Origin of the sequence: Pseudomonas sp. B34(2017), assembly GCF_002112915.1 — a bacterium.
Lineage (GTDB): Bacteria > Pseudomonadota > Gammaproteobacteria > Pseudomonadales > Pseudomonadaceae > Aquipseudomonas > Aquipseudomonas pharyngis.
The window spans coordinates 119,440-138,439 of record NZ_NEJA01000005.1 but is presented as its reverse complement, the minus strand read 5'-3'; the positions used below and the strand labels follow the sequence as shown (position 1 = coordinate 138,439).

Annotated in this window: 18 protein-coding genes; 10 read left to right on the top strand and 8 right to left on the bottom strand. The window is 59.5% G+C overall.

Annotated features, from left to right (window positions below; translation table 11 throughout):
* Positions 1-4 precede the first annotated feature (4 nt).
* From pncB to CAF80_RS17250, 4 genes are all read right to left on the bottom strand, one after another.
* The gene (gene pncB / locus CAF80_RS17265) at positions 5-1,228 is read right to left on the bottom strand and encodes a nicotinate phosphoribosyltransferase (RefSeq protein WP_085667730.1); all 1,224 of its coding nucleotides are present in this window, start codon (positions 1,226-1,228) and stop codon (positions 5-7) included.
* A 79-nt stretch (positions 1,229-1,307) separates the two neighbouring features.
* Positions 1,308-1,538, bottom strand: coding sequence for a hypothetical protein (locus CAF80_RS17260; RefSeq protein WP_085667731.1), 231 nt, complete (start codon positions 1,536-1,538; stop codon positions 1,308-1,310).
* Positions 1,531-1,800, bottom strand: a complete 270-nt coding sequence (locus CAF80_RS17255) for a hypothetical protein (RefSeq protein ID WP_074689645.1) — start codon at positions 1,798-1,800, stop codon at positions 1,531-1,533. Before CAF80_RS17255 ends, CAF80_RS17260 begins: the two co-directional genes overlap by 8 nt.
* A gap of 146 nt (positions 1,801-1,946) precedes the next feature.
* On the bottom strand, positions 1,947-3,398 hold the full coding sequence (locus CAF80_RS17250; RefSeq protein ID WP_074689646.1) for a sodium:alanine symporter family protein: 1,452 nt from the start codon (positions 3,396-3,398) through the stop codon (positions 1,947-1,949).
* 176 nt (positions 3,399-3,574) lie between these two features.
* Here CAF80_RS17250 and CAF80_RS17245 point away from each other — a divergent pair, with 176 nt between their 5' ends.
* On the top strand, positions 3,575-4,384 hold the full coding sequence (locus tag CAF80_RS17245; RefSeq protein ID WP_074689647.1) for a helix-turn-helix transcriptional regulator: 810 nt from the start codon (positions 3,575-3,577) through the stop codon (positions 4,382-4,384).
* 42 nt (positions 4,385-4,426) lie between these two features.
* Here CAF80_RS17245 and CAF80_RS17240 read toward each other — a convergent pair whose 3' ends face one another.
* The gene (locus tag CAF80_RS17240; RefSeq protein ID WP_074689648.1) at positions 4,427-5,332 is read right to left on the bottom strand and encodes a LysR family transcriptional regulator; all 906 of its coding nucleotides are present in this window, start codon (positions 5,330-5,332) and stop codon (positions 4,427-4,429) included.
* Between the two features lie 161 nt (positions 5,333-5,493).
* Between CAF80_RS17240 and CAF80_RS17235 the strand changes: the two genes are divergently transcribed.
* From CAF80_RS17235 to CAF80_RS17190, 9 genes are all read left to right on the top strand, one after another.
* A complete protein-coding gene (locus CAF80_RS17235) occupies positions 5,494-6,984 on the top strand; it encodes an aldehyde dehydrogenase family protein (RefSeq protein WP_064379117.1) in 1,491 nt (496 codons plus the stop codon).
* A 165-nt stretch (positions 6,985-7,149) separates the two neighbouring features.
* A complete protein-coding gene (locus tag CAF80_RS17230) occupies positions 7,150-8,433 on the top strand; it encodes an FAD-binding oxidoreductase (RefSeq protein WP_039766701.1) in 1,284 nt (427 codons plus the stop codon).
* A 364-nt stretch (positions 8,434-8,797) separates the two neighbouring features.
* Entirely contained in the window at positions 8,798-9,931 is a 1,134-nt protein-coding gene (locus tag CAF80_RS17225; RefSeq protein WP_011332206.1) for an ABC transporter substrate-binding protein, read from the top strand.
* Positions 9,932-10,160: 229 nt separating this feature from the next.
* A complete protein-coding gene (locus CAF80_RS17220; protein ID WP_039766704.1) occupies positions 10,161-11,075 on the top strand; it encodes a branched-chain amino acid ABC transporter permease in 915 nt (304 codons plus the stop codon).
* Positions 11,076-11,078: 3 nt separating this feature from the next.
* Entirely contained in the window at positions 11,079-12,380 is a 1,302-nt protein-coding gene (gene livM, locus CAF80_RS17215; protein ID WP_039766706.1) for a high-affinity branched-chain amino acid ABC transporter permease LivM, read from the top strand.
* Positions 12,377-13,249, top strand: coding sequence for an ATP-binding cassette domain-containing protein (locus tag CAF80_RS17210; RefSeq protein ID WP_064593137.1), 873 nt, complete (start codon positions 12,377-12,379; stop codon positions 13,247-13,249). Before livM ends, CAF80_RS17210 begins: the two co-directional genes overlap by 4 nt.
* On the top strand, positions 13,246-13,962 hold the full coding sequence (locus CAF80_RS17205; protein ID WP_074689649.1) for an ABC transporter ATP-binding protein: 717 nt from the start codon (positions 13,246-13,248) through the stop codon (positions 13,960-13,962). The genes CAF80_RS17210 and CAF80_RS17205 overlap by 4 nt, the downstream gene beginning before the upstream one ends.
* Before the next feature lie 739 nt (positions 13,963-14,701).
* Complete coding sequence (locus CAF80_RS17195; RefSeq protein WP_011332209.1) at positions 14,702-15,466, top strand: SDR family oxidoreductase; 765 nt, start codon at positions 14,702-14,704, stop codon at positions 15,464-15,466.
* Positions 15,467-15,595: 129 nt separating this feature from the next.
* A complete protein-coding gene (locus tag CAF80_RS17190; protein ID WP_085667732.1) occupies positions 15,596-16,501 on the top strand; it encodes a cation diffusion facilitator family transporter in 906 nt (301 codons plus the stop codon).
* A 38-nt stretch (positions 16,502-16,539) separates the two neighbouring features.
* Here the strand turns inward: CAF80_RS17190 and CAF80_RS17185 are convergent, their stop codons facing one another.
* The 3 genes from CAF80_RS17185 to ureG form a co-directional block, all read right to left on the bottom strand.
* On the bottom strand, positions 16,540-17,667 hold the full coding sequence (locus CAF80_RS17185) for an AGE family epimerase/isomerase (protein WP_074689650.1): 1,128 nt from the start codon (positions 17,665-17,667) through the stop codon (positions 16,540-16,542).
* A gap of 100 nt (positions 17,668-17,767) precedes the next feature.
* A complete protein-coding gene (locus CAF80_RS17180; RefSeq protein WP_074689651.1) occupies positions 17,768-18,340 on the bottom strand; it encodes a HupE/UreJ family protein in 573 nt (190 codons plus the stop codon).
* 27 nt (positions 18,341-18,367) lie between these two features.
* Entirely contained in the window at positions 18,368-18,982 is a 615-nt protein-coding gene (gene ureG, locus CAF80_RS17175; RefSeq protein WP_007950645.1) for an urease accessory protein UreG, read from the bottom strand.
* Positions 18,983-19,000: the final 18 nt, after the last annotated feature.

Here is a 19,000-nt window from a genome sequence, read left to right as displayed (position 1 = left end):
GAATTCACTCCTTGCTGGAAAGGCTGGAAACGGCAGGAACCTGGAAAACGTGTCGCAAGTAGGCGACGAAATTCGGGTCTTTGCAGTGGGTCTTGCCCGGCTCGTCGGAGATCTTCGCCACCGGTTGGCCGTTGCAGGCGGTCATTTTAAGCACGATGCTCATCGGTTCGACATCCGGAATGTCACAGGTCAGGTTGGTGCCGATGCCGAAGCTGACGTTGATCCGGCCGCGCAGGGCCCGGAAGATCTCCAGCGACTTGGGCAGGGTCAGGCTGTCGGAGAACACCAACGTCTTGCTCATAGGGTCGATGCCGAGCTTGTGATAGTGGGCGATGCATTTTTCGCCCCACTGCACCGGATCCCCGGAATCATGGCGCAAACCGTCGAACAGCTTGGCAAAGAACAGATCGAAGTCGCCGAGGAACGCGTCGGTGGTGATGCAGTCGGTCAGGGCGATCCCCAGCAGGCCGCGATACTCGCGAACCCAGCAATCGAGGGCGGCGATCTGGCTGTCGATCAGTCGCGGGCCGAGTTGCTGGTGGGCCATGATCCATTCGTGGGCCATGGTGCCCAGCGGTTTCATGTCCAGCTCGCGGGACAGGTGCACGTTGCTGGTGCCGACGAAACGCCCGGGGAAATCGTGCTTGAGCACGTTCACCACTTCTTCCTGCACACGGTAGGAAAACCGCCGGCGCGTGCCGAAATCGGCGACCTGCAGCTGCGACAACTCTTCGGCCGAGGCATTGGCGGTCAGCCAGTCGAACTTGCGATACAGCTGTTCGCGGGCCTGTTCCAGCAGCGTTTCACGGTAGCGATAGCGGTTGCGCACTTCGCTGACGATCGCCAGCAGCGGCACTTCAAACAGAATCACGTGCAGCCACGGCCCGCGCAGGCGGATGAACAACTCGCCGTTCTCGATGCCGGTGTGCAGGTAGCGCAGGTTGAAACGGAACAGACCGAGGAACCGCAGGAAATCCGGCTTGAGGAACGAGATGCGCTCCAGGAAACTCAACTGATCGGCGCTCAGGCTCAACTCGGCCAGACGCTCGACCTGGAAGCGGATCTCCGCCAAATAAGGGCGCAGATCCTCACTGTTACGGCAACGGAACTCCCATTCGACTTCGACGTTGGGGTAGTTGTGCAGCACCGCCTGCATCATCGTCAGTTTGTAGAAGTCGGTGTCGAGCAGGTTCTGCACGATGCGATCGGCAAACACACTCTCGCTCATAACGGGGTCTCCAGGCGGGCCGCGCGTTGGCGCGGTATCAATCAATGGCGCTAGTGGCGCATATCCTGGATGAAGATTGCTAGCGATTTTTTGTTCGGTGGCCTGCTTTTGTTTTTGACGGCTTTTGCTTTTTTTTTCCTGCAGCCGCTTTTTGTTCGGGATACACATCGAGGGAGGCTTGAATGACCAGCTCAAGTCGTTCCCAACTTTTTATGTACTCTGCGAGACGCGAATGCCTAGGGATGAGGTTGGTTTCAACCGCTTTGATCATTGCTGCCCTGAGCATTGCATAGGTTGCTTTCTCAGCCATGAGTGAAGTCTCCCTTGAAGGAAACCTGGTCGAGTGTGTCAACGCCATCTTGAAGTAATACATAAACGGGAAGTATCAGTCGGTACAGATCTGAGTCATTGATGTCCTTGATGGTTACGGATGTCAGGGTCTCCAGAAGGCTGACAGCAGCGCGGATTCTGAAGCAGGCATCTTCGAACAGCTGGCCGGGTGCGGAGTGTGTATCTATCAAGTAAGTTGGACTGTTGGTCGCATTGGCTTTAAGTGGGAAATAACGATTCATCGGGGGCGTCCTGATAATTGTTTTTGGCTTAATGAGTAGAAGAGTTTTTTCTTCTTCAAGTCGATTTGATGAGGTTCTTATATATTGGTTTGCTGAGCCATTGCGGGGTCGAATGGCTCAGCACTCGGCTTAATTGTTTAAACTGATCATGTAGTTACTTCGTTGGTTACCGATGACGAACTGCGATTTATTGTTTGTAGTTTTCTTGGTCGCGGCGGCCAGGCCAATGGGTCGAGATCAAGATCAAGAAACTTGCTGGAGTCGAAAATGGGCGTCTTGATTCCGATACGACGCTGCTCGTCGTAATCTCGCAAGATCCGAAGACAAACTTTAAACAGCAGTGCCATGGCTACAAGGTTGACCAGCGCCAGCAACGTCATGGTGATGTCGGCGAAAGCAAGCACGGTCGAAAGATCCTCTACCGCCCCCCATAACACCAAAACCAATACCAGCGATCGGTAGAAGAACAGCGTTTTTCGAGGCTCGCCAAACATGAACCGAAGGCTGTTTTCCCCGAGGTAATAGTTGTAGAGCATCGCCGTGAAGACGAACAGCGCCAGCACCACACTGATGAACATTCGCCCCCATTCACCGACCACGGCTGCCAACGAGTTTTGTGCCAACGCAACACCGTCGCCCTCAAATCCAGGCGCGTAGAAACCCGAAAGCAAAATGAGTAATGCCGTGCACGTACAAATCACGAACGTGTCGATGAATACGCTGAATGCCTGCACCACGCCCTGTGCCACGGGATGGTCGGTTTTCGCCACGGCAGCAACATTGGGAGCGCTGCCCAGCCCCGCTTCATTGGAAAACACACCGCGTCTCACACCCATGACTATTGCGCTGCCGACCAATCCACCAAAGGCCTGATCCAGACCGAACGCGCTTTGGATGATAGTCATCAGCATTGGTGGAACCTGATCGAACTGCAGCACGATCACGTAACTCGTCACGCCGACGTAAGCGAGAACCTTCAACGGCACCAACAAGTCGGCTACGGCAGCTATTCGTTTTATCCCACCCATAAAAACTGCCCCGAGCAGCAGGGACATTGTGAGTCCTGACCACATGGGCGCCAGACCGAAAGCGTCTTTCAGCGAATGTGAGACTGCATGCGATTCGAGACCATTGATTGCAAATCCAAACGTCACTAGCAGTAGAAGCGCTGCAATTGTTCCGAGCCAGCGTTTGTCCAGACCGTGCTCGATGTACCAAGAGGGGCCGCCTCGAAACAGGCCATTCCCATCGCTACGTTTGTAGAGTTGGCCCAGTGTGCATTCGAAGAAGCTACTCGACATGCCGAGCAAGGCTGTCATCCACATCCAGAACACGGCGCCGGGTCCTCCCATGCTCACTGCAATCCCTACCCCGACGATGTTGCCCGTGCCCACCCGCCCGGCGAGGCTGAGGGTCAATGCCTGAAGCGAACTCAGATGGCGACTGCCGCTGCGCCAACTGCCCTGTAAAACGGTAAACATGTGCAGGAAATATCTGAACTGGACAAACCTTGATCGGATGGTGAAATAGCTACCCAGTCCAAGGACTACAGGGATCAAAACCTTTCCCGAAAGAAAGTCGTTGATGATGTCTAGCATTCAAAGCTCCTTGCTATTGAAAGTGCTGGCGTTTTTTATTAGCTGGTCAAGTCCTGAAACCTTTCAGGGCTCGTAATATCCAGCCATATTTCGCAGGCCGCAATTTCGCAAGTTGCTTAAAAGTGATGCGAGTTGCTGCTATGGTTGCGTCTTCTAAAACTGTTTCAAGGATATTTATGTGGGAGTTTCTTCCAGCTAACTTAAGACTTCTGTGCAGTCACTACAGATCTGTCGCGGAAGTCTGTAGGAAGATTCGAATTAATCGCGGGCAATTCAATAAGTATCTGTGTGGGAATAGTGTACCTACAGCTTTCAACTTGAAAAGAATCTGCGATTTTTTTGGGGTCGAGGCGTTTGAAATAGCCCTTCCGACAGAGCAATTCATCACACTGATCGGCATGAGGTCTAGGAAACCCGGCACAGTCGAAGAACAAACTGCACCGCAGAGAATGCTTGGACACCTGCGTCAACACTCCTCGCCGGAGCTCAAGGCGCACACTGGTTACTACTATGAGTACTATCACGCTATGACGGAGCCTGGCTCGATTCTGTGCTCGCTGGTGCACGTCTGTGAAGATGGATCAGACATCGTCTATGAGCGAAACGAGTGCTTACAGATTGCGGGTGCCGAAGGTGAGTTTGAAAGGTATCGATACATCGGGTTCGCTTACTACCTCAGAGATCGCCTGTTTCTTATCGACTACGAGTCACTGACCTCGAACGAGATCAGCCAAACTATTCTCATACCAAGCTTCAAAAGCTGCATCACACGGCTCAACGGTCTGAAAATGGGTGTGTCCGCCGCTGACCATCGGGCTCCGGCTTGTTCGCGAGTCGTTTGGGAGTATCTGGGGCAGGAAATCAATCGGATCGATGCTTATCGCCGGGTGCGACTTTATGACGTTGATGATCCGGTTATCGATGACGACCTGCGCGCGCGACTCACTCAAACCAAGTTTGTTGATGGCCTGTTTGTAATTGCGTGACGATTCGCCGAGCCGGCGCAATACAACGCGTTTTCACTCAGGTCAGTCGGCATTAGTACTATCGATCTGCTCCAGCATCCACTTCACGAAATCCCGCACCTTGGGCACTTCTGCCGCGTGTTCCGGATAGGCCAGGTAATAGGCGTCGGTGCTGGGCATCGCATGCTGCCAGGGAATGACCAGTTTGCCGTCGGCCAACTCCTCTTCCACCAGAAACCTCGGCAGCAGGGCGACGCCGCAACCGACCTGCGCGGCGCGGATGCACATATAAAAGGTTTCGAAGCGCGGGCCGTGGTAGCTGTGTTCGGTCTGATAGCCCTGGCTGTCGAACCAGTCGTGCCACGCTTGCGGGCGCGAAGCATTCTGCAGCAGGACCAGATCGGTGAGTTGCGTTGGATCAGTCAACGGAATGTCCGGCAGGCTACTCGGCGCGCAGACCGGTACCAGTTCTTCGCCGAACAGCTTCAGGCATTCGGTGCCGGGGCGTGAACCCTGGCCGAAATAGAACGCCAGGTCGCTGCGCCCTTGCAGCAAGTCATCGGCCTCCTGCTCGTTGCACAGGTCCAGATGGATCGACGGATGACGCAGACGCCAGCCCTTGAGGCGCGGCACCAGCCAGCGAGCGCCGAAGGTCGAGGGCGTGGAGACCCGCAGGACTTCGGTTTCGCCGCCGTAGGAACGCAGGTAATGGGTCGACATCTCGACCTGGGTCAGGATTTTTCTGACTTCCACCAGATACAGATCGCCGGCCGGGGTCATCTGCAAACGGCGGCGCACCCGGCGAAACAACAAGTGCTGTAACAATTCTTCGAGCTGCGCCACCTGCTTGCTGACGGCGCTCTGGGTCAGGTTCAGTTCCTCGGCGGCCCGGGTGAAACTCAGGTGCCGGGTCACGGCCTCGAAGCACTGCAACGCGGTGATCGACGGCAAGTGGCGTTTGTTCAGCATGGGCGATCCTTTTCTTGTCTTTCTGCGCAGCATGAATAAACGGAATGATATCTCGCGTAAAGGTCGTTTGTTGCACAGCCTTCCTGACGCTACAACTAAAGGTCTGCCCGGTCGTGAAAACGCGCCCGCACACATTCAGTTTTTTGCTTGAGGAGTGACCCATGGTTGCCGCATTGCTTGATCGTCTAGGTGTGAACCCGGCCCTGTACCAGAACGGCAAAGTGCCGGTGCATTCGCCCATCGACGGCAGCCGCATCGGCGCCGTGAACTGGGAAGGCCCGGCCGAAGTCGAGCAGCACATCAGTCGCGCAGATCATGCGTTCGAACATTGGCGCAAGGTGCCGGCCCCGCGTCGTGGCGAACTGGTGCGTCAGTTCGGCGAAGTGCTGCGTGAATACAAGACCGAACTCGGTGAGCTGGTGTCCTGGGAAGCGGGCAAGATCACCCAGGAAGGCCTCGGTGAAGTGCAGGAGATGATCGACATCTGCGATTTCGCCGTCGGCCTGTCCCGCCAGTTGTACGGCTTGACCATCGCCTCCGAGCGTCCGGGCCACCACATGCGTGAAACCTGGCACCCGCTGGGCGTGGTCGGCGTGATCAGTGCGTTCAACTTCCCGGTCGCGGTGTGGGCATGGAACACCACGCTGGCGCTGGTCTGCGGAAACCCGGTGGTATGGAAGCCGTCGGAGAAAACCCCGCTGACCGCGCTGGCCTGTCAGGCGCTGTTCGAGCGCGTACTGAAGAACTTCAGCGATGCCCCGGCGCACCTGAGCCAGGTGATCATCGGCGGCCGCGATGCCGGCGAAGCGCTGGTGGATGACCCGCGTGTCGCGCTGATCAGCGCCACCGGTAGCACCCGCATGGGCCGCGAAGTGGCGCCGAAAGTTGCCGCACGCTTCGCTCGCAGCATTCTCGAACTGGGCGGCAACAACGCGATGATCCTCGGCCCGAGCGCCGATCTGGACATGGCCGTGCGCGCTATCCTGTTCAGCGCCGTCGGCACCGCCGGTCAGCGTTGCACTACCTTGCGTCGCCTGATTGCCCATGAGTCGGTGAAGGAAGAAATCGTCACCCGCCTCAAAGCCGCGTACTCCAAGGTCCGTATCGGTCACCCGCTGGAAGGTAACCTGATCGGCCCGCTGATCGACAAGCACAGCTTCGAAAACATGCAGGACGCGCTGGAGCAGGCGCTGAGCGAGGGCGGCCGGGTGTTCGGCGGCAAGCGCCAGCTCGAAGATCAATTCCCGAATGCCTATTACGTGTCGCCGGCCATCGTTGAAATGCCGGAGCAGAGCGACGTGGTGTGCAGCGAGACTTTCGCACCGATCCTGTACGTGGTCGGTTACAGCGATTTCGAAGAGGCGCTGCGCCTGAACAATGCCGTGCCGCAAGGGTTGTCGTCGTGCATCTTCACCACCGATGTGCGCGAGGCCGAGAAATTCATGTCGGCGGTCGGCAGCGACTGCGGCATCGCCAACGTCAACATCGGCCCGAGCGGCGCGGAAATCGGCGGCGCGTTCGGCGGTGAGAAAGAAACGGGCGGCGGTCGTGAGTCGGGCTCGGATGCGTGGCGCGCGTACATGCGTCGGCAGACCAATACCGTGAACTACTCGCTGGAATTGCCGCTGGCGCAGGGCATTACCTTCGACTGACAGTTTTCTCAAAGCTATTGATCGTTCCCACGCTCTGCGTGGGAATGCTGCACCGAACGCTCCGCGTTCGCTTTCGGGACGCAGAGCGTCCCTGACTGCGTTCCCACGCAGAGCGTGGGAACGATCTCTTAGGTGTGTTTGGCAGGTTTCTGTTGGAGTCTGGCAATGCCGTTACGCGAAGAATGTCTGTGGGAAAAGCTTACGCCGCAACGCCCGGATAACACGGCGCTCAGGGGCGAGGTCAAGGTTGATGTCTGCGTGATCGGCGCCGGGTTTACCGGGCTGTCGGCGGCGCTGCATCTGCTGGAGAAAGGCAAAAGTGTCTGCGTGCTCGAAGCCCATCGCGCCGGGCATGGCGGCTCCGGGCGCAACGTCGGGCTGGTCAACGCCGGGATGTGGATTCCACCGGACGAGATCGAGGCGGGATTCGGCGAGGCGGTCGGCAGTCAGCTCAACCGCATGCTCGGTGCGGCGCCGGCGCTGGTGTTCAGCCTTGTGGATAAATACAACATCGATTGCCAGTTGCGCCGCGAAGGCACCCTGCACATGGCGCACAACGCCAAGGGTGAGGCTGATCTGCGCAGTCGCGAAGAACAGTGGAAACGCCGCGGTGCACCGGTCGAACTGTTGACCGGCAAGGCCTGTGAACAGGCGACCGGCACGCAGAAGATTGCCGCCGCGTTGCTAGACCGGCGCGCCGGTACGCTCAATCCGATGGCCTACGTTACCGGCCTGGCCAACGCTGTCATCAGCCTTGGCGGGCAGATGTTCGATCACTCGCCGGTCGCGCGTCTTGAACGGCAAGGGCAGAAATGGTCGGTGCAGACCGAGCAGGGTTCGGTGCTGGCCGAACAAGTGGTGATCGCCTCCAACGCCTACACCGAAGGCGACTGGACCGAACTCAAGCGCAATTTCTTCCCCGGTTACTACTATCAGGTCGCTTCGGTGCCGCTCACCGAAGACGCTGCCCAGGAAATTCTCCCGGGCGGGCAGGGCTCGTGGGATACCCGCCAGGTGCTGAGCAGCATCCGCCGCGACAAGGACGGGCGTTTGTTGCTGGGCAGCCTCGGCAACGGCAATCAGAAACCGACCTGGTTCCTCAAGGCCTGGGCCGACCGGGTGCAGCAGCATTACTTCCCCAATCTGAAACCCGTGGAGTGGGAATGCACCTGGACCGGGCGCATCGCGTTCACCCCTGATCATTTGATGCGCCTGTTCGAACCGGCGCCGGGACTGGTGGCCGTCACCGGTTACAACGGCCGTGGGGTGACTACCGGCACCGTGGTCGGCAAGGCCTTCGCCGATTACCTGTGTAACGGAAATCCTCAGGCATTGCCGATTCCCTTCGCACCGATGCAGCCGCTGGCAGGGGTGGGTTTGCGCAGTTGTCTGTACGAGGCCGGGTTCTCGCTGTATCACGCGGGCCAGTGCCTGCGGATCGTCATCTGAGTGTTGAAATATGTTGCCGGAAGCGGCGCTTTTCGATGTAGCGACTAGCCTGTAATGGTGCGGGTTGTAGCAGTCCCGCACCAGCAGTGTGCAGTTCGGTGACGCGGGCTGTTACAGGCTGGTTGCACGTCGTTTGGCGCCGCGGTTGCAATGATGGCGCGTGCGGGTTGCGCCTGAAAAAACAAATGGTTTCACCTTCCGCGGTTTAGACGGTTGCACGCCCAATGAAAATGGGAACGAAACAGTCGAAATAACAAGAAAGCAGCGACTTTTTGAAGAATAAAAAACCGATGGCACGGCCCTTGCTCTGAGCATTCAAGTGAAGTCGCAGTGCCAACTAAAAAAAACCTTGGAGCACCACCTCATGTCCCAGACGTTTTACAAGAAAGGCTTTCTGGCCCTCGCAGTGGCTACTGCGCTGGGTGTTTCTGCGTTTGCACAAGCTGATGTGAAAATCGGTGTGGCGGGTCCGATGACGGGCGCCAACGCGGCATTTGGCGAGCAATACATGAAAGGGGCACAAGCGGCGGCCGACGCGGTCAACGCGGCGGGCGGCGTCAACGGGGAGAAGATCGTCCTGGTCAAGGGCGATGACGCTTGCGAGCCGAAACAGGCGGTGACGGTCGCCAAGGATCTCACCAACCAGAAAGTCGCCGGTGTGGTCGGCCACTTCTGCTCGTCCTCGACCATTCCTGCGTCCGAGATCTACGACGAAGCCGGCATCATCGCCATCACGCCGGGCTCCACCAACCCGCAAGTGACCGAGCGCGGCCTGAGCGCCATGTTCCGTATGTGCGGCCGTGACGACCAGCAAGGCATCGTCGCCGGCGACTACATCGTCGACGTGCTCAAGGGCAAGAAAGTCGTCGTGCTGCACGACAAGGACACCTACGGTCAGGGCCTGGCCGACGCGACCAAGGCTCAGCTGGAAAAACGCGGCGTGAAGCCAGTGTTGTACGAAGGCCTGACCCGTGGCGAGAAAGACTTCAGCACCATCGTCACCAAGATCCGTGGCGCCGGCGCCGATGTCGTCTACTTCGGTGGCTTGCACCCGGAAGCCGGCCCGCTGGTTCGCCAACTGCGTGAACAAGGCCTGAAAGACGTCAAGTTCATGTCAGATGACGGCATCGTGACCGACGAACTGGTGACCACTGCCGGTGGCCCGCAATTCGTCGACGGCGTGCTGATGACCTTCGGTGCCGACCCACGCCTGCTGCCAGACAGCAAGACCGTGGTAGATGCATTCCGCAAGGCTGGCACCGAGCCTGAAGGCTACACCCTGTACGCCTATGCATCGGTTCAGGCCCTGGCCGCCGCCTTCAACGGCGCCAAGTCGAACAAGGGCGAGGAGGCCGCTGCCTGGCTGAAGAAAAACCCGGTCAAGACCGTCATGGGCGAGAAGACCTGGGACTCCAAAGGCGACCTGAAGGTCTCCGACTACGTGGTCTACCAGTGGGACAAGGACGGCAAATATCACCAGCTGGAAAAACAGAAATAACGGCACCTGATCAACCGGAAGCCACATTCCCTGTGGGAGCGGGCTTGCCCGCGATGACGGCCTGACAGTCGACAACTTTGTTGAATGTTCTACCGCTATCGCTGGCAAGCCAGCTCCCACAAGGGGGCTGCGGTTTCCTGTCTGACATTGCTCCGACGTAAATCTGTATTTTTCCTAGAAGAACCGCGCGCCTCAGGGTGTGCAGGTTCTCACTGCGTGAGATTGCGTTATGGATGGTATTTTCCTGCAGCAACTGGTCAACGGCCTGACCCTCGGGTCGGTCTATGGCCTGATCGCCATCGGCTACACAATGGTCTACGGCATCATCGGCATGATCAACTTCGCCCACGGCGAGGTTTACATGATTTCTGCTTACCTGGCGGCAATCAGTCTGGCTCTGCTGGCTTACTTCGGTATTGAATCCTTCCCGCTGCTGATGCTCGGCACCCTGGTATTCACCATCGTGATCACGGCGGTGTATGGCTGGGTCATCGAGCGAGTCGCTTACAAACCCCTGCGCAACTCCACCCGACTGGCACCGTTGATCAGCGCCATCGGCATCTCTCTGATTCTGCAGAACTACGCACAGATCGCCCAAGGCGCCAAACAACAGGGCGTTCCCACCCTGCTGACCGGTGCATGGCGTGTCGAAGTCGGTACCGGCTTCGTGCAACTGACCTACACCAAAGTCTTCATCCTGGTGGCCGCATTCGTCGGCATGGGCCTGCTGACCTACGTCATCAAGTACACCAAGCTCGGGCGCATGTGCCGTGCGACCCAGCAGGACCGCAAGATGGCTTCGATCCTCGGCATCAACACCGACCGGGTGATTTCTTACGTGTTCATCATCGGTGCGGCCATGGCGGCGTTGGCCGGCGTGCTGATCACCATGAACTACGGCACCTTCGACTTCTATGCCGGCTTCATCATCGGCATCAAGGCATTTACCGCGGCAGTACTGGGCGGGATCGGTTCGCTGCCTGGCGCCATGCTCGGCGGGATCATCCTCGGGATCTCCGAGTCGCTGTTCTCGGGCCTGGTCAACTCCGACTACAAAGACGTGTTCAGCTTCTCGCTGCTCGTACTTGTTCTGGTCTTCCGGCCTCAGGGCCTGCTGGGCCGTCCTCTTGTGTCGAAGGTGTAAGCGATGTCTTCAACCACTACAAAATCCATTGATGTCAAAAAAAGCCTGGTTGAGGCGATTCTCGCCGGTCTGATCGCCCTGATTGTGTTCGGGCCGATCGTCGGCGTCGTACTCGACGGCTACAGCTTCAACCTCGAACCGACCCGCGTGGCATGGATCATTGCCATCGTCATGGCCGGCCGCTTTGCCCTCAGTCTGTTCCTGCAAACCCCGAAAGGCCTGCGCATTCTCGACGGATTCGAGAGCACCGGTTCCGGCGTACATGTGCTGGCCCCGGACTACAAATCGCGCCTGCGCTGGATCATCCCGCTGATGATCGCCATCGCCGTGGCGTTGCCGTTCTTCTCCAACTCCTACCTGCTGGGCGTGGTCATCCTTGGTTTGATCTACGTGCTGCTGGGGCTGGGACTGAACATCGTGGTAGGCCTGGCCGGCCTGCTCGACCTGGGTTACGTGGCGTTCTACGCCATCGGCGCCTATGGTCTGGCGCTCGGGTATCAGTACCTCGGCCTGGGCTTCTGGACCGTGCTGCCACTGGCGGCGATCACTGCTGGCCTTGCCGGTTGCATCCTCGGTTTCCCGGTGCTGCGTCTGCACGGCGACTACCTGGCGATCGTGACCCTGGGCTTCGGTGAAATCATTCGTCTGGTGCTCAACAACTGGCTGTCCCTGACCGGCGGCCCGAACGGTATGCCGGCGCCACTGCCGACCTTCTTCGGTCTGGAGTTCGGCAAGCGGGCGAAGGATGGCGGGGTGCCGTTCCACGAGTTCTTCGGCATCGCCTACAACCCGGACGTGAAGTACTACTTCATCTATGCGGTGCTGTTCCTGGTGGTACTGGCCGTGCTGTACATCAAGCATCGCCTGGTGAAGATGCCGGTCGGCCGCGCCTGGGAAGCCCTGCGTGAAGACGAGATCGCCTGCCGCTCGATGGGCCTCAACCACGTGCTGGTCAAGCTCTCGGCGTTCACCATCGGTGCGTCGACGGCAGGTCTGGCGGGTGTGTTCTTCGCCACCTATCAAGGTTTCGTCAACCCGACCTCGTTCACCTTCTTCGAATCGGCGCTGATCCTCGCCATCGTTGTGCTCGGTGGCATGGGCTCGACCATCGGTGTGGTGATTGCAGCGTTCGTGCTGACGGTTGCTCCGGAACTGCTGCGCGGCTTCGCCGAATACCGCGTGCTGCTGTTCGGGATCCTGATGGTGTTGATGATGATCTGGCGACCTCGCGGGCTGATCCGCATCAGCCGTACCGGGGTCACTCCACGCAAAGGTGCCATTCACTATGAGAGGACTGCGCCATGAGTGAAGTCGTACTCTCTGTTGAAAAACTGATGATGCATTTCGGTGGCATCAAGGCCTTGAGCGATGTCAGCCTGAAGGTCAAACGCAACTCGATCTTCGCCCTGATCGGCCCCAACGGCGCCGGCAAGACCACGGTGTTCAACTGCCTGACCGGGTTCTACAAGGCCTCCGGCGGCAAGATCGAACTCAACGTGCGCGGCCGGCAGACCAACGTCATCCAGCTGCTGGGCGAGTCGTTCAAACCGACCGACTTCGTCTCGCCGAAAAACTTTGCCAGCCGTCTGTATTACAAGATGTTCGGCGGCACCCACCTGGTGAACCGCGCGGGCCTGGCCCGGACGTTCCAGAACATTCGCCTGTTCAAGGAAATGTCGGTGCTGGAGAACCTGCTGGTGGCCCAGCACATGTGGGTCAACCGCAACATGCTGGCCGGCATCCTCAACACCAAGGGCTATCGCAAGGCCGAAAGTGATGCGCTGGACTGCGCGTTCTACTGGCTGGAAGTGGTGGATCTGGTGGACTGCGCCAACCGTCTGGCCGGTGAGCTTTCCTACGGCCAGCAACGGCGTCTGGAGATCGCCCGGGCCATGTGCACGCGGCCGCAGATCATCTGCCTCGACGAACCGGCCGCCGGCCTCAACCCTCAGGAAACCGAAGCGCTGAGCGCGATGATCCGGCTGCTGCGCGACGAGCACGATCTGACCGTGGTGCTGATCGAACACGACATGGGCATGGTAATGAGCATTTCCGATCACATCGTGGTGCTGGACCACGGCATCGTCATCGCCGAGGGCGGACCGGATGCCATTCGTAACGATCCGAAAGTGATCGCCGCTTACCTGGGCGCCGATGAAGAGGAAGTCGTATGACGCAACCCATCCTCGAACTCAAGGATCTGGACGTGTTCTACGGCCCGATCCAGGCCCTCAAAGGCGTTTCGCTGCAGATCAACGAAGGGGAAACCGTCAGCCTGATCGGCTCCAACGGTGCCGGCAAATCCACGCTGCTGATGTCGATCTTCGGCCAGCCTCGGGCGGCGGGCGGGCAGATCCTGTATCAGGGCGTGGACATTACCCACAAGTCATCGCACTACATCGCCTCCAACGGCATCGCGCAATCGCCGGAAGGGCGGCGGGTGTTCCCCGACATGACCGTCGAGGAAAACCTGCTGATGGGCACCATTCCGATCGGCGACAAGTTCGCCAAGGAAGACATGCAGCGCATGTTCGAGCTGTTCCCGCGGCTCGAGGAGCGCCGTAATCAGCGGGCCATGACCATGTCCGGCGGCGAGCAGCAGATGCTCGCCATCGCCCGGGCGTTGATGAGCCGGCCCAAGCTGTTGCTGCTGGATGAGCCGAGCCTGGGGCTGGCGCCGATCGTGGTCAAACAGATCTTCGCCACCCTGCGGGAACTGGCGAAGACCGGCATGACCATTTTCCTCGTCGAACAGAACGCCAACCATGCGTTGAAGCTGTCCGACCGGGCATACGTGATGGTCAATGGCGAGATCCGCCTGACGGGAACCGGCCAGGAACTGCTGGTGAACGAGGAGGTGCGTAACGCTTACCTCGGCGGTCACTGATCGTTTGAAGTTGTCCACAAGCCCCGATGCGTGAGTGTCGGGGCTTTTTTGCGCCCGACTGTTCACCGAAGACAGACACGTTCGGGAAATTGTGGAAAACAAAATCGCCAACCTGCCAAAGCGCGACATATAGACGCTGCAAATGGCTGTTTTTCCACAGTTTTGACTTGTCCCCGTTTGCTGTGGAGCTGGCTGTGAATAACGTGGGTGTAGCTCGCTGAAAGCCTTTTAAACCGTGGCTTGCAGAGGTGTGATTGTTTTTTGATCAGTATGTTTTTGCTGAGGGGAAGGCCTGTTTGTCAACCTTTTTATAGGGGTACAAAAAGGTGCAGATCGTTGTGGTTAATCCTGTGGATAAGTCTGTGATTAAACTCTGGAAAGACTCGGCTGAGGGCCGTAATTGCTGGCCTCGCGCAATCATGGGCATGACCGGCCGGTCGTGCAAAATGCCCTGCCCGGCACAACTGGTTGTTCAGGGTCAAGCAAAAAACTTTCTGAATCGCTCGCAAAGCCTTGTGTGGCGCGGCTTTGCGCTTTTCCACTTGCCCCCGGAAACTGTGGAAGGGCTTGTGGATAACGTGCGTGCACATGGCTCCAGGCCACGGCGCATATGGCGTAGCGGCCATTGATCAATTAATGAGCAGGATTCGGTGGTTGCCGGTTAAAGCAGGGCCGGGCATGCTGCCCGCTGATTTTCTATTCCAATGGCTGCCCCGGCGGCCGAAGCAAGGAGAACACGATGTCCAACACCCTGTTTATCACCGGCGCGACCTCCGGTTTTGGTGAAGCCTGTGCCCGTCGTTTTGCCGAGGCCGGCTGGAAACTGGTGCTGACCGGTCGTCGTGAAGAACGCCTCAACGCGCTGTGCGCCGAACTGTCGAAGCAAACCGAAGTGCATGGCCTGGTGCTGGACGTGCGTGATCGCAAGGCGATGGAGGAGGCGATTGCCAACCTGCCGCCATCGTTCGCCAAACTGCGTGGCCTGATCAACAACGCCGGGCTGGCGCTGGGCGTGGACCCTGCGCCGAAGTGCGACCTCGACGACTGGGACACCATGGTCGACACCAACGTCAAAGGCCTGATGTACAGCACTCGCCTGTTGCTGCCTCGGCTGATCGCCCACGGTCGTGGCGCCGGCATCATCAACCTCGGCTCCATCGCCGGTAACTATCCGTACCCGGGCAGCCACGTTTATGGCGCGACCAAGGCCTTCGTCAAACAGTTCTCGCTGAACCTGCGCTGCGACCTGCAGGGCACCGGTGTGCGCGTCAGCAACATCGAGCCGGGCCTGTGCGAGAGCGAGTTCTCGCTGGTGCGTTTCGCCGGCGATCAGGCGCGTTACGACGCCACCTACGCCGGTGCCGAGCCGATCCAGCCGCAGGACATCGCCGAGACCATCTTCTGGGTGCTGAACGCGCCGGCGCACATCAACATCAACAGCCTGGAGCTGATGCCGGTGAGCCAGACCTGGGCCGGTTTTGCCATCGAGCGTAACAAGGCTTGATACGATTTTGCCCCCTTCGCCAGTCTGCTGGCGAAGAGGGCAAATCGGCCAAATTCTGGCAGTAAGGTAGACTCACTCCTCAGCAACCCCACCGCACCCTGCGGTTTTCAAGGTTTTCGAGGAGTCAAAGTGAGTAACCGAGGTGAGCAGTCGCTGCTCAAACAATCGACCATCCTGATGTTGGCCGTGTCGATCGCCGGGATCGTCACCGGTTTTGTTTCGGGTTCCCAGTCCATCCTGTTCGATGGCTTTTTTTCGCTGATTGCCACCTTCATCAAAGTCCTGATGCTGATCACCGCGAAGCTGATCGCCAAGCAAAGCAACCAGCGCTTCCAGTTCGGCTTCTGGCACCTGGAGCCGATGGTGCTGCTGATCGAGGGCAGTTTCCTGTTGCTGATCGCGATCTACGCGTTTCTCAACGGTGTGTTCGGCATCATCAATGGCGGTCGTGAGATCGAACTGGGGCTGGTGATCATCTACGCGGCGGTGTTCACCGTTGTCGAGTTCGCCTACTTCTTCTATGTGCGCCACCGCAATCGCACGCTCAAGTCGAGCCTGATCCAGTTCGACAACATCAGTTGGCTGGTGGACGCGATGCTGTCGGTGGGCCTGCTGATCAGTTTCCTCGCGGCGCTGTTGCTCCAGTCCCAGGGTTACGGCGAGTGGGCGAAATTTGTCGACCCGCTGATCCTGATCGTGCTGGCCCTGACCATGCTGCCGCCGGCCTTCAAGATCCTCGGCCCGGCGCTGCGGGACGTGCTCGGCATTGCGCCGGACACGCTGGACGATCAGGTGCGTCAGGTGATGGACGCGGCCAAGGCCGAGCATGGTTTCGACGACTACGTGTCCTACGTGCAGAAGCACGGGCGGGCGCGGTTTATCGAGATTCATGTGGTGTTGCCAGCAGACTACCGGCTGCAGAGCGTCGGTCAGCTGGACGTGCTACGTGAGGAGATTTCCGCGAAGCTGGGCAAACCGGATGCGGCGCGCTGGCTGACCATCAGCTTCACTGGCGACCGGAAGTGGATTGCCTGATGTTTGCGGCGAGGGAGCCTGCTCCCTCGCCACAGCTGTCAGCTCAGATAGACGGCAATGCCGCGATAGCAGGTCGCCAGGTGATACGGCGTGGTCGACGGCATGTCCTTGCGGCTGACCTCGCCCTGATCGTCACGGCATTCGTGCCAGCCGCCGGCGTGCAGGAAGCGCTGTTGCAGCGCCTGCAACTGGCGCAGCACCGCGCTTTCACTGCCCGGACGCAAGGTCAGGGCGCGCAGGTACTCGGCCTGGGCCCAGATGCGCTGGGTCGAATCCTTCCCGTGTCCTTGCGGATCAAGCATGGCCAGCACCGCACCGGTGTCGGCCTCGACGCCCTGTTGTTCGGTGAAGGCAAACGCACGATCCAGTGCCGCGTGCAGCTTCGACCCGCGCAGCAGCGGTGAGGATTCGAGCAGGAAATACCATTCGAACTGATGCCCCGGCTCAAACCAGTTATCCACAGCACCCAGCGGTTTTTCCATCAGCACGCCCTGTTGCGGTTCGATGAAGCGCTTGTGCATGGCTGTGCATAACTCGCTCAGCGCCTGCTGGGTCTGGGGATCTTCGCGCACGGCCAGCGTGGCCAGGAAGGCCTCGGCCAAGTGCATCAGCGGGTTTTGCAGCGGGCCGGTTTCCAGCGTGATCCAGTCGCGATCAAGGCAGGCTTCGTAGAGGCCGTCACCCGTTGCGAAGCGCCGGCCGATCACTTCCAGCGCGGCGTTGAGCGTCGATTCCACCAAGGGCTCGCGGGATTTTTCCCAGTAGTGGGCGCAGGCAAACAGGATAAAGGCGTGGGTGTAGAGGTCCTTGCGCTGATCCAGCGGTTTGCCCTGCGGATCGATGCTGTAGAACCAGCCGCCGTGCTCGGCATCGTGGAAGTGCCGTTGCAGGGAACGGAACAGTGCAGCCGCGCGGATTTCGGCGTTATCCACAACCCCGATCAGGCTGGAAAACAGGTACAGCTGCCGTGCGCAGGCCATGGCCCGATAGCGCTGCGGTGGCAGCGGCTGATGTGCGCCGTCCAGCGCCTCGTAAGGCAACGCCATGTCGGCGTTCCAGCCCGGTCCTTGCCAGAGGGGCACGATCACGTTCAGAAAGTGCTGTTGCACTTCGCCGAACAGGGCGGTCAGTTCAGGCAGGGAGGTGGAGCGGGAAGCGTGGGGCATGGGCGGACGTCGTCACGGCAGGGGCGATTGCGCGACATGGTAGCAGAGAGTGGCGATCGATCGTTCCCGCGCCATGCGCGGGAACGATCAGAGGTGCAGTTCAGCCGGCCAGCAACCACGCGCCCGTCACCGCCGAAGCGGCTCCGGCCAGTCGAACCAGCGGCGCGGCCGCCTGAGGCAGAAAACGCACGACCGCATAACCCGCCGCATGCAGCGCAGCCGTCGCGACCACGAACCCTGCGGCATACGCCCAAGGGCTCGACATGTCCGGCAACTCGAGGCCGTGAGCCACGCCGTGGAACAGCGCAAACAGCGCCGTCGCCGCCACCGCCATCACCAGTGGCGGGCGCACCGCCAGCGCCACCGCCAGACCCAGCGCCAGCACCGAGGCGGCAATCCCGCTTTCCAGCGCCGGCAATTCCAGCCCTTCAAAGCCGAGCAGGCCACCGATCAGCATGGTGCCGACAAAGGTGCATGGCAGCGCCCAGCGTGCGGCGCCTTGCTGCTGCGCGGCCCACAGGCCGACGGCCAGCATTGCCAGCAAATGGTCGAGACCGCCGATCGGGTGGCTGATGCCGGCCACCAGGCCAGAGTCGCCGTGGCCAGGGTGGGCGAAGGCCAGGGCCGGAGTCAGCAGCAGCGCGACAGCGCCGAGAATGCGTTTGAGTGTCATGGATAAGCTTCCTTGTTGATCAGTGAATCAGGCTGCGGTCAGCAGGCCCTGGCGTTCGATGAAGGCGATGATGTCTTCCAGGCCCTGACCGGTTTTCTGGTTGCTGAACACGAACGGCTTGCCGTTGCGCATGCGTTGGGTGTCGCTGTTCATCATCTCCAGCGAGGCGCCGACCAGCGGCGCAAGGTCGATCTTGTTGATCACCAGCAGGTCGGATTTGCAAATGCCGGGCCCGCCCTTGCGCGGCAGTTTGTCGCCGGCCGACACGTCGATCACGTAGATGGTCAGGTCGGACAGTTCCGGGCTGAAGGTCGCGGACAGGTTGTCGCCGCCGGACTCCACCAGAATCAGGTCCAGCCCGGGAAAGCGGCGGTTCAGTTGATCCACCGCTTCGAGGTTGATCGAGGCGTCCTCACGAATGGCGGTGTGCGGGCAGCCACCGGTTTCCACGCCGATGATGCGTTCCGGCGCCAGCGCTTCGTTGCGCACCAGAAAGTCGGCGTCTTCGCGGGTATAGATGTCGTTCGTGACTACAGCCAGGTTGTAGCGCTCGCGCAGGGCCAGGCACAGGGCCAGGGTCAACGCGGTCTTGCCGGAACCGACCGGGCCGCCGATGCCGACGCGCAGGGGTTGTGTGTTCATGTGATTCTCCAGATAAAA

Coding starts and splice junctions, on each gene's coding strand:
- CAF80_RS17235 (WP_064379117.1), top strand. CDS start 5,494: ATGGTTGCCGCATTGCTTGATCGTCTAGGTGTGAACCCGGCCCTGTAC.
- CAF80_RS17210 (WP_064593137.1), top strand. CDS start 12,377: ATGAGTGAAGTCGTACTCTCTGTTGAAAAACTGATGATGCATTTCGGT.
- CAF80_RS17250 (WP_074689646.1), bottom strand. CDS start 3,398: ATGCTAGACATCATCAACGACTTTCTTTCGGGAAAGGTTTTGATCCCT.
- CAF80_RS17240 (WP_074689648.1), bottom strand. CDS start 5,332: ATGCTGAACAAACGCCACTTGCCGTCGATCACCGCGTTGCAGTGCTTC.
- CAF80_RS17255 (WP_074689645.1), bottom strand. CDS start 1,800: ATGAATCGTTATTTCCCACTTAAAGCCAATGCGACCAACAGTCCAACT.
- livM (WP_039766706.1), top strand. CDS start 11,079: ATGTCTTCAACCACTACAAAATCCATTGATGTCAAAAAAAGCCTGGTT.
- CAF80_RS17205 (WP_074689649.1), top strand. CDS start 13,246: ATGACGCAACCCATCCTCGAACTCAAGGATCTGGACGTGTTCTACGGC.
- CAF80_RS17230 (WP_039766701.1), top strand. CDS start 7,150: ATGCCGTTACGCGAAGAATGTCTGTGGGAAAAGCTTACGCCGCAACGC.
- CAF80_RS17195 (WP_011332209.1), top strand. CDS start 14,702: ATGTCCAACACCCTGTTTATCACCGGCGCGACCTCCGGTTTTGGTGAA.
- CAF80_RS17245 (WP_074689647.1), top strand. CDS start 3,575: ATGTGGGAGTTTCTTCCAGCTAACTTAAGACTTCTGTGCAGTCACTAC.
- CAF80_RS17220 (WP_039766704.1), top strand. CDS start 10,161: ATGGATGGTATTTTCCTGCAGCAACTGGTCAACGGCCTGACCCTCGGG.
- CAF80_RS17185 (WP_074689650.1), bottom strand. CDS start 17,667: ATGCCCCACGCTTCCCGCTCCACCTCCCTGCCTGAACTGACCGCCCTG.
- CAF80_RS17260 (WP_085667731.1), bottom strand. CDS start 1,538: ATGGCTGAGAAAGCAACCTATGCAATGCTCAGGGCAGCAATGATCAAA.
- pncB (WP_085667730.1), bottom strand. CDS start 1,228: ATGAGCGAGAGTGTGTTTGCCGATCGCATCGTGCAGAACCTGCTCGAC.
- ureG (WP_007950645.1), bottom strand. CDS start 18,982: ATGAACACACAACCCCTGCGCGTCGGCATCGGCGGCCCGGTCGGTTCC.
- CAF80_RS17225 (WP_011332206.1), top strand. CDS start 8,798: ATGTCCCAGACGTTTTACAAGAAAGGCTTTCTGGCCCTCGCAGTGGCT.
- CAF80_RS17180 (WP_074689651.1), bottom strand. CDS start 18,340: ATGACACTCAAACGCATTCTCGGCGCTGTCGCGCTGCTGCTGACTCCG.